At 42.6% G+C, this 14,301-nt stretch carries 9 protein-coding genes and 1 pseudogene; 1 reads left to right on the top strand and 9 read right to left on the bottom strand.

Going from position 1 to position 14,301, the window contains the following annotated elements; all coding sequences use genetic code 11:
• Positions 1 to 184 precede the first annotated feature (184 nt).
• Positions 185 to 505: pseudogene (locus DW917_RS14500) on the bottom strand (pyridoxal 5'-phosphate synthase lyase subunit PdxS); the annotation flags it as partial.
• Between the two features lie 256 nt (positions 506 to 761).
• Here DW917_RS14500 and DW917_RS14495 point away from each other — a divergent pair.
• On the top strand, positions 762 to 1,832 hold the full coding sequence (locus DW917_RS14495; RefSeq protein WP_118119835.1) for an ATP-binding protein: 1,071 nt from the start codon (positions 762 to 764) through the stop codon (positions 1,830 to 1,832).
• Between the two features lie 203 nt (positions 1,833 to 2,035).
• Here DW917_RS14495 and DW917_RS14490 read toward each other — a convergent pair whose 3' ends face one another.
• The 8 genes from DW917_RS14490 to DW917_RS14455 all read right to left on the bottom strand — a co-directional run bounded on the left by DW917_RS14490 (position 2,036) and on the right by DW917_RS14455 (position 14,251).
• Positions 2,036 to 4,240 (bottom strand): outer membrane beta-barrel family protein, encoded by a 2,205-nt coding sequence (locus DW917_RS14490; protein WP_158570181.1) that lies wholly within the window; start codon positions 4,238 to 4,240, stop codon positions 2,036 to 2,038.
• The gene (locus tag DW917_RS14485) at positions 4,230 to 4,523 is read right to left on the bottom strand and encodes a hypothetical protein (protein WP_147344205.1); all 294 of its coding nucleotides are present in this window, start codon (positions 4,521 to 4,523) and stop codon (positions 4,230 to 4,232) included. Before DW917_RS14485 ends, DW917_RS14490 begins: the two co-directional genes overlap by 11 nt.
• A gap of 306 nt (positions 4,524 to 4,829) precedes the next feature.
• On the bottom strand, positions 4,830 to 5,948 hold the full coding sequence (locus DW917_RS14480; RefSeq protein ID WP_118119837.1) for an ATP-binding protein: 1,119 nt from the start codon (positions 5,946 to 5,948) through the stop codon (positions 4,830 to 4,832).
• 250 nt (positions 5,949 to 6,198) lie between these two features.
• Entirely contained in the window at positions 6,199 to 6,768 is a 570-nt protein-coding gene (pdxT, locus tag DW917_RS14475; RefSeq protein ID WP_118119829.1) for a pyridoxal 5'-phosphate synthase glutaminase subunit PdxT, read from the bottom strand.
• A gap of 65 nt (positions 6,769 to 6,833) precedes the next feature.
• Positions 6,834 to 7,709 carry a pyridoxal 5'-phosphate synthase lyase subunit PdxS gene (gene pdxS / locus DW917_RS14470; RefSeq protein ID WP_117587530.1) on the bottom strand — a complete coding sequence of 292 codons (876 nt, stop codon included), beginning with the start codon at positions 7,707 to 7,709 and terminating at the stop codon, positions 6,834 to 6,836.
• Positions 7,710 to 7,866: 157 nt separating this feature from the next.
• Positions 7,867 to 8,835 carry a hydroxymethylpyrimidine/phosphomethylpyrimidine kinase gene (locus tag DW917_RS14465; RefSeq protein WP_118119827.1) on the bottom strand — a complete coding sequence of 323 codons (969 nt, stop codon included), beginning with the start codon at positions 8,833 to 8,835 and terminating at the stop codon, positions 7,867 to 7,869.
• 59 nt (positions 8,836 to 8,894) lie between these two features.
• Positions 8,895 to 11,690: a two-component regulator propeller domain-containing protein gene (locus DW917_RS14460; RefSeq protein ID WP_199545576.1), complete on the bottom strand. Its 2,796-nt coding sequence runs from the start codon at positions 11,688 to 11,690 to the stop codon at positions 8,895 to 8,897.
• Between the two features lie 104 nt (positions 11,691 to 11,794).
• Complete coding sequence (locus DW917_RS14455) at positions 11,795 to 14,251, bottom strand: glycoside hydrolase family 2 TIM barrel-domain containing protein (RefSeq protein ID WP_118119823.1); 2,457 nt, start codon at positions 14,249 to 14,251, stop codon at positions 11,795 to 11,797.
• Positions 14,252 to 14,301: the final 50 nt, after the last annotated feature.

The raw sequence follows: 14,301 nt of genomic DNA, 5'->3' as shown, positions 1-14,301 counted from the left end.
AAGATACTTGGCAATGTATCCTAAGATACTTTGCAATATAGTTTCATGTGCCCATGAAGCCTGTTTCATCGGTCAACGAAGCCTGTTTCATCATGGGATGAAGCCTACTTGCTGCACATCCCCAGAAAATACTTATGAATCTCCAGACTTTCGTTCAATTCAGGATGGAAGGCGGTAACGAGCTGGTTAGCACCTCGCTCTCGTCAATATAGTCGATTTCGATAGCCTGAAGAATCTGAGCCTCAGCGAAGTGACCGATGCGGCACTTAGCCATTACAGGGATAGAAACAGCCTCCTGAATACCCTTAATCATCTTAGGGTCGCCCATACGAGAAACACCACCTGCTGCACGGATATCAACTGGAATACGTTCCAGCGCCATTACTACGCATGCACCTGCTGCCTCTGCGATTTTTGCCTGCTCTGGAGTTGTTACGTCCATGATCACACCACCCTTGAGCATCTGATCCAAGTTGCGGTTCAATTCTTGTCTATTTTCTGCCATAATTCTTATATTTTTATTCAATTACGGTTGCAAAGGAAACATTTTTCACTGAAAACAGAAAAAAAGTTCCATTTTCTGCAAACATTGAGTCATTTTGTATAAAGGATGATTCGCAAAAGTATAAGCCATATTCCGAAATATGCAAAGCTCTACACAAAAAGATTTGTTAAACAACAATAATTTAAAGGAGTTTATCATCTGAGCATCTTTATTTTTCGTATCTTTGCGAAAAGTTTCGTTACGAAAAATTTCGATTATGGAAAATCCGTTTAAATTTGGCTCATTAGTTGATGCCCCATACTTTACAGACAGAGTGAAAGAACTGGACTACATCGTCCAGTTTCTCAAGAGCGAGAACCATCTCGTTCTTATGTCACCACGACGTTTTGGTAAATCAAGTCTCGTAAAAAAGGCTGTTATCCAAACCCAGCGACCATACCTATGGCTCAATATGCAAGCCGTGCTCAGCAAAGAAGATTTTGCGGCAAAGCTTCTGAAGGAACTGCTCAATCAATTCAAACTTGAAAAGATGAAGCACTATCTTCGTAACTTCCGCATCATTCCTTCTATCAATATGAATCCTATGACAGACGAGCTATCAGTTTCATTCCAACCATCAACCGACAGTGGAACAACAGCAATAGAAGATGTTTTAAATACAATCCAGAAGGTATCTACACCTCAAAACAAACTGATTGTTGTCTTGGACGAGTTTCAAAGCATTCTGGAAATCGACAAAAACATGGATAAGCAGCTCCGTTCCATCATGCAGGAACAGACAGGCATCAATTACATCTTTCTGGGTAGCCAGGAATCGATGATGACAGATATCTTTGAACGGGTGAAGTCTCCATTCTATCATTTTGGGATGCTGATGAGACTCAACAAGATTCCATACGAAGATTTCAAGTCATATATTGCAGACAGATTGGAAGATGTATCAGAGCAGGCTGCTCAAATTGCAGACGAGATACTGACCTTTACAAGTTGCCATCCATACTACACGCAACAGCTTTCATTCGCAGTTTGGAACAACCTGGTAGCTGGTAAAAACGAGGATGTACTCCAACTCGCCGTAGAAGATATCATAACGACCCATGATTTAGACTACGAACGTTTATGGCTGAATTTCAACAAGACAGACAAGTATGTTATGGTCAGCATCTGCGAGGGCAACAATCCTGCACAAGACAGGAACCAACCTACCAGCACGATGACCAGTGCCTTATTGCGTTTAAGCAAGAAAGGCTACATCTTCCGAAGTGACAGATATGAAATAGAAGACCCATTCTTCAGGAAATGGATACTCAAGAATATGATTGAGTAAGATTATATACAGAGAAATCGCCAGCGAAGCCTTTCTACAGCATCGCTGGCGATTCTGCAAGAGAGATTTATCTATGTTTCAACAAAAAACTCGCTCCAAATTGGACTTTGATAGGATATCAAGAAGTTTCAACTCTATATTATTTGATTCTTTTTATTCCATCTCAAACGCATTTTAGTTTTATTAGAAAACCAAAGAAAAGTCTATTCTTCCGGAATACCAAGTCTCTTCATTTCTACCTCTGCTGATGTTTGATTTTCTCTTTCTTTTATCTTATGGAAACGATATGTTAACGTCAATCCTACTTTTCGAGTTTCATACTTTGTATTAAAACTAGATCTAACATTATAGATCTGTCTACAAGCACGATTTCTATCTCCATTAAAAATATCATACCCATCTAATGATAACCGCAATCTATCGTTCAAGAAAGATTTTTTGATACTCAAATTGACAGAAGAAGATGATTTTACATTTATCGACTCCATGTATCCACCCCAAACTTGTTGCCAAGACAGAGAGAGCAGGAAATGCTTAGGAAGCTTGAAATCATTATCAAAATTAAGAATTGTCGACGGATGTCCATCATGAAATGTTGTTCCATCAATACCCGGATAATGCATAATTGACTTCTGAAAGAATCCCGTCAACGATGCAGTATAGCATTTATAGGTCTTACGCCAATTCAACATCGCCGACAAAGCTTGACGATGCGACAAATTATCTTGTGACGAAACCGTTACTGCTGAGTTACCTTCCAAAGAATAAATCACCGGCAATAATGGACGATAAACATAATCATAATTTAATGTAAGAAACAAAGACTTATACATCAACAGATAAGACAAGCTATGAGTGATGGCTGTCTTCAACTGGCTATTACCCTTAGATTGCTCATAACGGTTCACATACGTCACATTATCATTCATATCTGCATAATTAGCCCGTTCTGTTCCTATCGAATAGCTAAGATTCTGCACCAACATTCCATGACTATAGCTTAGGGTTACCGATGGCAAGAATGTATTATCACTATGCGCCTCTATCACAGACGCCTTTTCATTCTTCCGACGAGAATATAGATTCTGATAACGTATTCCTGTACTTAAAGAAAAGTCCCCCAAGGGTAATTCGTAGTTGATAAATACAGCATTTTTAACTTCCTTATTCTCAAAGCGACCATCGAACTTCAACCGTTCATAATCTATCTTGTCTATTCCCTCACTATAGCTGAAATCATATCCCATACCCAAAGTGCCCCACTTTCCAAAATCATGGGTAGCATGGAAATTAGAAGCCAGGACATTCCATTTAGAATGTCCCATATATGAAACCTCAGAACTCGTACCTATATGATTTTCCTTTAAAGCAGAATTAGTGTTCGATGCTTTAGAAATATAATCCATCACTACACTCACGTGCCAGGCATGATTCAAACTTGCATCATAATACATATTGACATGATGCGTAAGGAGGTTGTTTTTAGATTTATTTTTATCAAAGAGAAAAAATGCTGTTCCTGCATTTGGCACTACACTAAATGTATCCTGAGTCTCAACCTTTCCATCCGTGTACATTCCACTATAAAGCATCCCTATTTCTGATTTATCAGACAGATGATAAGTCATTCCAGCAGAATAAGTATGACTACCAGAATGCGTTAAGCTTTCAATATGTTGCATTTTATTCCAAATGGTATCAGCCAATACCTGTTTATTATAATCAGAACCTTCGGAAGCATTATTTCTCCTATAGTAATACTTACCATACAAATCAAATTTTCCAGAATTGTATGTTGAAGAGAAACCTGTTTTATAAGCCAAATGCTTTGCCTGAGTGATATTTCCGATGGCATTAAAAGCCATACCATCGCCTAAAATCTTAGTTTTTATATCAATCACAGGTGAACCCGACGTGTCATAATCCGCCCCAGGCATAGCAACGATTTTTAAAGATTTGATTTGATCAACCGGTAAGTTATCAACAAGACTTTGATCTCTCACCTTACGCCCGTTTAAATAATAGACCGGAGTTCCCTTACCCAACACATTGAACGAATTCCCTAAATGTAAGACACCAGGAACCTTACCAATCAGTTCATATATATCATTCTGATGGTTAAGAATAGAATCATGCTCTACGTCTACGAGTAAATTATGACCAGACAACTTTACGTTTTTGCGATGCCCTATCACCTCTACATCAGATAGAGAGATTGCTGTAGAATCCGAGATACCAGTCATGTTTTTGGCAACAACGCTACTATCAGAATCAAGGATAGCAATGTTTGCAGGAACTTCACCTTTGTTAGCTCCCATATCCCTTGCTATTATATTTCTAGCACTAGCAATTTGACATAAAATTACCATAAAGAAACAGAGAGCAACTAGAATTTTATTACATTTCATACTTATTTTTATCATTAAAAAATTCACAAAATGTTATATCTAAAACTTTTTCTGTATAAGAAACAGGAGGACAAACGTTACGGAACAAACATCGAGAACAAAATTTTGCCTTTCTCCGCACCATACTCCACAAAGATTCATCAGACAACAAGTTCTCTAAATGGACATTGGACCAATCCATAAGATTCCCCAATACAGAGTTAAAGTTCTGCATCAAATCACCTTTGTCGTTAATATATAAATCTCCCCAATAATTAAAATTAATCCATTCGTTTCGTATCATTTCCTTACATTGTACAGACATACTTAGAATATCTTGTATACTATAGCACATCATATTTCTAATTTTTTCTTCACAACATGCATTTAAGTCAAAAGATATTTTTAACTTGGGGTTATTAGAGATACCGGCTATCGTAAGATTATTTAGTTCATATTCATTTTTAACTAAAAAATCTACTACAGAAACTCGTGTATCATTAAATATCTGTTCAGCACCTTAACGATGCGCATCATTAGCACCTAATAAAGCGCATCGTTAGACCACTATAAAACGCATCGTTAAAATTCATACATTTGCTTCCTTTTTTTATCCCCTTAAACTCAGCTCCAAAAACTTGTCGCATAACTGAAATACCCCATCATCTTGCGTGATAAAATCTCTGTCAAGCAAAGTCTTGACCGCACCTTGCACGGTGCTTGCACCAAGATGATACTTCTGCAAAAACTCTTGAGACATCAGAGAAGAGGGTTTTCCTTCCAAAGCGATAGCCGTGAGCACCTGCTTCTGTTTGGCTGTCAACTGGTATATCAACGCTTGATAGGCAAAGCGATGCTGGGCAAGAATGCCATCAATCGCAAACTTAACATCATCTTCTTCCAACAACGGCTTGTCGGTGATGAAAGTATAAAGCATATTGAGAACATACTGGACGTACCATGTAATGCCATCGAAACGATGATATAAATAAGCAAAAGCCTCAGCACTAATCTCCTTGTGATTTTTGGAAAGATGATGATTGGCAAAAGCCAAGTAAGTCTGCTCATTGATAGCCTCTAACCCCATGATGCTCGAACTATGATAGAAAGGACGAGACTGAGACGTAAACATCAAAGCCATCATGTGACGCTTGGAACCAGAAAAGACAAAGTTTGCATTGTGGCAATTCTGTATTCGCTTACGCAAGGTTGCCTCAACGGTTTTCTCTGGATAGTTTGCAACTGTCTGAAACTCATCTATCGCCACCAGACAAGGTTTATCTGCCTGTTCGAGATAAGCGAAGATCTCATCCAGCGTAATATCCGGAGCCTGAATATCTCCCAAACCAACACTCCACTCCGGATTTCCATTGATGTCAAAAGAGATAGTTGACTTCAGAGACTGGAGCATATTCAAGAAAAATTCCCATACTTTCCTGCCCTTTGGCTTGAGTGCCGTCAAGATTCCCTTGCCCAGCGCATAGACTAATTCGTTCAAATTCTTCGTATCATAAATATCAATATAGATGCAATGATACTGATCCCGGATGTTTTCTTGCTGAAAACAATTATAAATCAGTCCCGACTTACCCAAACGTCTTGGCGCAATCAATGCCACATTGCATCGATTGGTCAAATGGCGGGTAAGAAGAGCTGTTTCCTCTACCCTATCACAGAAGTATTCCGGCGAAAGATAGCCTTCTATAATAAATGGATTTACCTGTACCATAAGCATTTACGTCATTATGAGTTTTACGTAACGAAGATTTCATAATGCAAAGATACGATGAATATTTGTAAACGGCAAACATTTATCGGAAAAAAGTATCAGACATTCAATAAAAAAGTATCTTAGGATACTTGCTCATGTATCTTAAGATACTTGGCAATGTATCCTAAGATACTTTGCAATATAGCTTCATGTGCCAATGAAGCCTGTTTCATCGGCCAACGAAGCCTATTTCATCTTAGGATGAAGCCTACTTCTTGCACATACCCAGAAAATACTTGTGTATCTCTAAACTTTCGTTCAATTCCGGATGGAAGGCGGTAACGAGCTGGTTACCCTGACGGGCAGCTACAATCTTGCCATCTACTTCGGCAAGAACCTCGGCATCTCCCCACACTTCTTTAATATATGGAGCACGGATGAAAGTCATAGGAATATTGCCCTCAATGCCCTTCATCGGAGCCTCGATGTAGAAACTGCCCAACTGGCGACCATAGGCATTTCTCAAAGCCGTGATATCCATGGTAGCAATGCGATGACTTGGCTCACCCTCTATCTTCTTGGCAAGAAGAATCAAACCAGCACAAGTACCATAAACAGGCAAGCCTGCTGCAATGGCCTCCTTCACAGGTTCCATCAATCCGAGTTCATTCAAGAGTTTTGCCTGGGTAGTACTCTCGCCACCAGGAATAATCAAGCCATCCTTAGGCTGCTCCCAATCCTTCAACTGGCGCACCTCAAAACTATCCACACCCAACTGAGCCAACTTCTGTCTGTGCTCAGCAAAAGCCCCTTGTAAAGCTAATACTGCTATTCTCATATTTTTCCTAATACAAAAGCCCCTTCTTTTCAGGAGGGGCCTTCCAATTAAAACATCATCATCTATTACTTACCTCTTTCAGCCATGAGGAGCGCAATCTCCTGCTCGTTGATACCAACCATCGCCTCACCGAGATCCTCACTCAACTCAGCCAACATTTTAGGGTCGTTGTAGTTGGTAACTGCCTTCACGATAGCCTGAGCACGCTTAGCAGGGTTACCGCTCTTGAAGATACCAGAGCCTACGAATACACCCTCAGCACCGAGCTGCATCATCAGGGCAGCATCGGCAGGAGTAGCCACACCACCTGCTGCAAAGTTAACTACTGGCAACTTACCATTCTCGTGAACATACTTCACCAGGTCGTAAGGAGCCTGCAACTGCTTGGCAGCCTCGTAGAGTTCATCCTCGCTCATAGAAACCAAACGGCGGATTTCGCTCTGCATCATACGCATGTGGGTAACAGCCTGAACAACATCACCTGTTCCTGGCTCACCCTTGGTACGAATCATAGTAGCACCTTCAGCGATACGGCGGAGTGCCTCGCCCAAGTTCTTGGCACCACAAACGAATGGTACATCAAACTGAGTCTTGTCAATATGATAAACATTATCTGCTGGAGAGAGCACCTCGCTCTCGTCGATATAGTCGATTTCGATAGCCTGAAGAATCTGAGCCTCAGCGAAGTGACCGATGCGGCACTTAGCCATTACAGGGATAGAAACAGCCTCCTGAATACCCTTGATCATCTTAGGATCGCTCATACGAGAAACACCACCTGCTGCACGGATATCTGCTGGAATACGCTCCAAAGCCATTACTGCACATGCACCTGCTGCCTCTGCGATTCTTGCCTGTTCTGGAGTTGTTACGTCCATGATCACACCACCCTTGAGCATCTGAGCCAAGTTGCGGTTCAATTCTTGTCTATTTTCTGCCATAATTTTATTCATTTTCTTAATTACGGCTACAAAGGAAACACTTTTCGATGAAAAACAAGAAAAAAGTTCTGATTTCTACAAACTTTGCGTCATTTTGTATAAAGGGCTATTCCTAAATGTATAAGTACTATTCCCAAATGTATAAAGTACAGTTCTTCTACCCCTTCTGTCTGAAAGCAGAAGGAGTAACTCCTTTCATTTTCTTGAAAAACTTGGTGAGATGAGCCTGGGATGAGAAACCGAAGGTATTGGCTATTTCCTGTACAGTATGGGTTGTAGTAGAAAGTTCACGTTCTATTTCCTTTACGATATACTCGTCAATGATTGCCTTCGGTGTCTTACCAGAGATACGGCGGGTAACCTGAGCCAGATAACGGCTGCTCACATTCAACTGATCCGCATAGAAATGCACATCACTATAAGTGCGACAGAAATTATTGACCTGAGAGATAAACTGATTATAGAGTTCCGAACTACGACCCTGCAGATTACTCTCACGTGTCAACTCTACATTGATAAAACCCTGTGCCATCCCCAAAGCCTCCTCCATCTTGTTCCCCTGGTTCAGATACACGGCAAGGGCAGAAGAAAAACGGTTGGTAAGACCATGCGAATTGGCATTGTCGAGCAGAAACACCTGCATTCCATGACCCTCAGCCATGCGCAGCAACTTGGTGTCTTGCAGAATAATATCATTTTCTTTCTTTCGGGCAACCACCACGGAACAGAGCGGCAGCAAACGATACTTGATCTGACTTACCACATCCTCCGTCATCAGCGCATCACCATTACTTGACCAGATGGCAGGGGCATAGATAATATAATCCGGGCGATATTTCGTCAGGGCATCGATCACAACCTCAAGCGTCTCCACCCGACGAATCATACCCACCTTCACAATGCTCGGTTGAATATCGTTCATGATAGCCTCTATCTGTCCCGAAACAATCTCGGCTGGAATATCAAAGAATGCCTGAATACCCAAGGTATTCTGCACGGTAATGGAGGTGATGGCAGAAACTGCATAGCCTCCCAACTCAGAGATCGTCCTGATGTCTGCCTGAACACCAGAACCACCCGTACTGTCAGAACCCGTAATGGTCAATATCGGTTGTATCGTCTTCATACCCTAATTACTATTGAATTCTTCACTCTTCGTTCTTCACTCTTCACTTAATTCTTCACTTAACTCTTCATATACTCTGTCGGCGTCATACCAAAAGCCTTGGAGAAGCACTTAGAGAAATAACTGTTGTTGGAGAAGCCCACCGTGTACATCACTTCAGAAACGCTGAACTTACCTTCTTTCAACATCACGGCAGCCTTGTTCATTCGGAGTTCACGGATATACTCTACAGGAGTTTTTCCTGTCATCGCCTTCAACTTACGATACAATTGCTTGCCTCCAATACCTAATATCTCCTGCAAGGTGGTCACATTGAAGTCTGAGTCTATCATGTGGGTCTCTATCGTCTCGGTAATCTCCTTCAGAAGCCGTTGGTCTGCAGTATTTAAAGCAGGTACTTCTGCCTCCTTTTTCTCTATCTTCACACCTAAATAACGGTTGGTAAGTTCCAGAATCTCATCAAATGAGCGATGAGTCACGGCGGTCTTCAAATCCTCTGACAGACGATTGAAGAAACTGATACGTGCCTCTACCTGCTCCAGGATTTCAGTCTTCTGCCTGCGTTCCTCCACCAGGCGCTCACGCACCAGATAGAATTTCATGATTCCCCAAGCCAATACAATAGCCAACAAAAGATAAACTAACTTTGCCCAAATAGAAAGATACCATGGTGGCAATATCGTAATATCAAGAGAATACACTTCGGCTCCTATATTACCCTCACCATCCACGACATGCACCTTCAGATGATAATTACCATATGGCAAACCATTATAGCTGATATCCAACCTTTTCTTATTCAGATAATGCCAGTCGTAATCACTACCTTCCAACCGATAAGCATAAACAGCAGAAGGATGGTCGGAGAACGGAAGATCTGTCAGCTGAAGGGTAAAGCTATTCTCATCACTTGCAAGTTCCAACTCCTTCATATTGCGAGGAGCTGCATCTTGCCATTGATTTCCATTGACCACAATACCTGCCAACATCAGTTTGGTCTGCAACCCTTTCTCCATCGGCATATCGGCACGCAGACAGATATAGCCATCGTTGCCACCCATCATTACCATGTGCTGAGCCTTAGAATAGAAAATGGCTAAAGGAGCAATAGAAGAAGGAATCTTGAAACGGGAACTCTTGCCATCCAAATCGATGACACAACATTCCTTACCGCATACCACCCAGGTCTTGCCATCCACATCACACATAGTAATCACTTTTCCGCCTATCTTCCATGTCTTCGTCTTCAGCTGCGAGTGGTTGGCAGAAGGATTTATCACAAAACATTTCACCTCTGTGTTTCCACCTGCCCAGACATTTCCCTTAGAATCAGCCATCAAATAGTTGATATCATCCTTGTGCTCAACAGGAACCACCTTCATGGTTTGCGGATTGATACGGTCCAAGCTACTGAAACTGGAAGCCCAAACCATACCTTGTGCATCTATCACCATCTGTCCTACATGTAAACCAGAGAGTGCATTCTTACCTTGGTCGGAGAAATGATAATCAGCCACGATAGTAATAGAACCTGAAGCCTGAGCCATCAAAGACAGAAGTCTCTGCTTGCTGATGACAAAGATGCCTCCCATATAGGAAGCCATCCACATTCTGCCCAGCTTATCTTCCAGCACATCGTATGCCCAGGCTGTAGAATATTTGCCAGTCTTGTCGCAGACGATAAAGTTATGCATCTGTTTGGTTTGGCGATTGTAGTAGTTGACTCCATGATCCGTACATACCCATACGTCCCCCTTGCGATCTTCATAGATTTTGCGAACACGATTATGACTCAGGGGATAAGACGAACTGTTCTGCTTATACCAGGCAACATTGCCATCCGATGCATTTTGACTGGCATTCATTCCAAAACGAATCAAGCCATTGGTTCCTCCCAACCACCATTCTCCATCTCTGGTCTGACAAATTTCATGCAGACAGTTACCTTCCCCCGAAAGAGTTATCTTATCAAGCGAGGTATATTGGAAATAAGTATGCGTGGAAAGACGGGATAGACCATTATCCGTTCCTATCCACACATTCTGCCACTTATCCACAAAACAAGACCAGACGATATTATTAGGAATGGAAGAAGCATCACGGGAGTCGTGCTCGAAATGCAGAATGGAATTGTCCAAAGACAGGCGATAGAGTCCATTATCTGTTCCAATATACAGATTGCCATTGGATTCTTCTGCCAAACACTTGACGGAATTACCATTCAACTGAGAAATCCTGGTAAAATTCTTCAGTTGTAAGTCTGCACAATACAGGGCACCTTCTGTACCTATCCAGTAGCAACGGCGCTTGGCATCGTAAGCCAAGGCATTGACAAGAGGTTGCTGACTGTCGGGAAGCAGGATACGTTGCTTGTTCAATTTCGCCCAAGAATTCTTTCCGTTTAAAGCCTGCTTTTTTACTGAATACAAACCCGATAGAGTTCCCACGAGCAATCCCTTAGGTGTATCCAGCAAAGCATATACTTCGCTGCCAAAAACTATCTGTCTGTATTTCAGGAGAATCGCTCTCTGTTCCAAAGTGCTTTTTCTTCCACTATCCTTTGTTGCATCAGCAGACGGCTGTACATAAGAATTAGATTGCAGATTGAAGCACATCATACCCTTGTCTGTAGCGAGAAATAACTGCTCTCTATCTACAGCCATTGCATAAACGCGGGTATTAGAAAAAGTATGCTCTGTATATTGCTTATAACTATGATAACCATCATAGCAGTAAAGTCCATTCTCTGTACCAAGCCACATCATGCCCTGACCGTCTTGCTGGATAGAACAAACCGTCTGTGCCCCATCTAAAGACACATTAACAAAACGCTGTGCATTAAGAGCACAACTCAAAAAAAGCATGATAAAAAACATGCCAATATGCTTAAGAGTCAACTTCATAAGTGCAAAAATACACATTATTAAGCATACTCGCAAACATATTGGCATAAAAAGAATTAAATACACTTCAAGACCATCGTCTTTTCTATATTTCTCTGGGTATCTTTCACCTTGAGCGTGATATCACCCTTCTGTTTTTTACTTTGTACAACGACTACCAGTTTACCACTGAAAAGTTTCATCTGTGGCTGTGTAAAAGACTCAAGCGAAGTAGCATCGCCATTACATGCAGCCTTGAAGATTCCAGCGCCAGTTACCTCGAAAGTCAGTTCGTCATCGGCGAGCGGACACTCATTGCCATCCTTATCCAAGAGACTCACGGTGACAAATGCAAGATCGTTGCCATCGGCATTCAGCAGCACGTTATGCTCATCGGTGCAGCCTTCTACCATGCAGGCGATAGGCTCATGGGCTGGAGTCTCCACGCTGAACTTCATCTGCGCTGGTTCTCCGGCTGTACGCTTCACGTCCTCGCCTACCTTTTCACCATACTGATTGTAGGTAACCACGCGAATCTCACCTGGTTCGTACTTCACATTATTCCAGCGGAGGCGATAGCGGTCCAATCGACTTGACTTGTCCTTGCGCACTCTGCCCTGGCTCTTGCCATTCACGAAAAGTTCACCTTCCACACCATCTGTATAGCAATAAACCGGAGTTACCTGTCCCTCACGACCTGCCCAATTCCAATGAGGAAGAAGATGGGTGGTATGCTGAGTTTCATTCCAGCGGGAACGATACATATAATATCTATCCTTTGGAAGGCCAGCGAGGTCGCAGATGCCAAAGTAGCTGCTGCGGCTTGGCCAGTAGGTATCGTAAGGAGTAGGCTCGCCCAGATAGTCGTAACCCGTCCAGACAAATTCACCGATCACCCAACTGTAATCATCCTGCATCTTCCAATCATCATCTGGAAGATTACTCCAAGAACAATACTCTGTATCATAGCTGGAGCACTGACCATCCGGGTATGGGTTGTTGTCGCTGGCACGCACTTCAACCGGGAACTTATACACGCCACGAGAGCTGACTGTAGATGCCGTCTCGGAACCCAAAAGGAATCCCTGAGGCAACTGCCCTATATTCTTATAATATTTATGTACACGATAGTTGAAACCGGGAACATCCATCACCTGTGCAAAGCCTGATTTTAAAGCAGCCTCAGCCTTATCCATACCCTGAATGACAGGACGAGATGGATCATACTGATGGCAGAGGTCCTGCAGATGCTTGGCTATCTCCATACCTTCCTTGCTCCACTGCTCAGGAATCTCGTTGCCGATGCTCCACATGATGATGCTTGGATGATTACGATGATGCTTCACCAAGTTGGTGATGTCCTTATCGCTCCATTCCTTGAAGAACTTGGCATAACCATTCTTACATTTAGGATAAATCCACATATCGAAGCTCTCAGCCATTACCATCATGCCGAGGGAATCACAGATTTCCATCTGCATGGTAGAAGGCATGTTGTGGGCTGTACGGATGGCGTCGCAACCCATCTCCTTCATCGTCTTGATCTGGCGGATGAGGGCAGCCTTGTTCTCTGCTGCTCCCAACGGACCAAGGTCGTGGTGCAGGCAGACACCCTTGATCTTGCGGGTGATTCCATTGAGCTGGAATCCATTATTCCTGGATACCGAGATGGTACGGATACCGGTCTTCAAGGTCTGGACATCAGCCACCTTCTTTCCCTCATATCGGGTCAACTTCACCTGATAGAGATAAGGAGATTCCGGAGACCAGAGCTGAGGATTTGTTACCTTCAGGGTAGTCTTGATTTCTGGAGTAGCACCCTGGATGGTTTGCTCAGCTACCTTAGTACCTTTCTCATCAAGCAAGGCGATGACTGTCTTGCCAGACTTACCTATCTTTCCATCCAAAAGAGCATTTACCTCTACTTCAGCTTCCTGTCTGTTGGCTTTCAAAGTACGCACGAAAGTATCCCAGGTAGAGAAGTTTTCATTGCCATACAGTTCAATAGATACCGGACGGTAAAGGCCACCGCCTGGATACCATCGGCTACTCTCCTCTACATTATTAAGATGTACCTCTATCAGATTATTCTTGCCAAACTGGATAAAAGAAGTGATGTCGATACGGAAAGCATTGTAACCATATGCCCACTTGCCAGCTTCCTTTCCATTTACGGTGACTACAGGCTGGCTCATGGCACCATCGAAAACCAAGACGGCACGCTTGTAACCCTTTGGAGCCGTCCAGTTCATCTTATACATCCCCTCACCTATCCAAGGCAGCGCACCCGAGCGGCCTGACTTCTCAGACTTCTCTTTCTCACCATTCTGCTCAATAGCCACCATCTGCAGGTCCCATTTCTTATCGAAAGGACCCGAGATAGCCCAGTCGTGAGGCACGGCTACCTGAGACCACACTTTGCCATCGCGGGAGAAATCCCACGATGGCAAATTTATTATTTTTCGGCTCTGCGCCTGGCACATGGTAGAGAACGCCAGCGCGAGAGACATGAAAGTAATGCTTTTCTTGATCATATCTTTTATTTCAATAGTTCGTTAAAATTTGAGATAATGGCTAAGCAGCT

This window comes from Prevotella sp. AM42-24, assembly GCF_003461825.1.
In the GTDB taxonomy this organism is placed as follows: Bacteria; Bacteroidota; Bacteroidia; order Bacteroidales; family Bacteroidaceae; genus Prevotella; species Prevotella hominis.
The sequence above is the reverse complement of the archived record's forward strand: the minus strand, read 5'-3'. Positions and strand labels throughout refer to the sequence as shown.

Coding starts and splice junctions, on each gene's coding strand:
- DW917_RS14495 (WP_118119835.1), top strand. CDS start 762: ATGGAAAATCCGTTTAAATTTGGCTCATTAGTTGATGCCCCATACTTT.
- DW917_RS14490 (WP_158570181.1), bottom strand. CDS start 4,240: ATGAAATGTAATAAAATTCTAGTTGCTCTCTGTTTCTTTATGGTAATT.
- DW917_RS14485 (WP_147344205.1), bottom strand. CDS start 4,523: ATGATACGAAACGAATGGATTAATTTTAATTATTGGGGAGATTTATAT.
- DW917_RS14480 (WP_118119837.1), bottom strand. CDS start 5,948: ATGGTACAGGTAAATCCATTTATTATAGAAGGCTATCTTTCGCCGGAA.
- pdxT (WP_118119829.1), bottom strand. CDS start 6,768: ATGAGAATAGCAGTATTAGCTTTACAAGGGGCTTTTGCTGAGCACAGA.
- pdxS (WP_117587530.1), bottom strand. CDS start 7,709: ATGGCAGAAAATAGACAAGAATTGAACCGCAACTTGGCTCAGATGCTC.
- DW917_RS14465 (WP_118119827.1), bottom strand. CDS start 8,835: ATGAAGACGATACAACCGATATTGACCATTACGGGTTCTGACAGTACG.
- DW917_RS14455 (WP_118119823.1), bottom strand. CDS start 14,251: ATGATCAAGAAAAGCATTACTTTCATGTCTCTCGCGCTGGCGTTCTCT.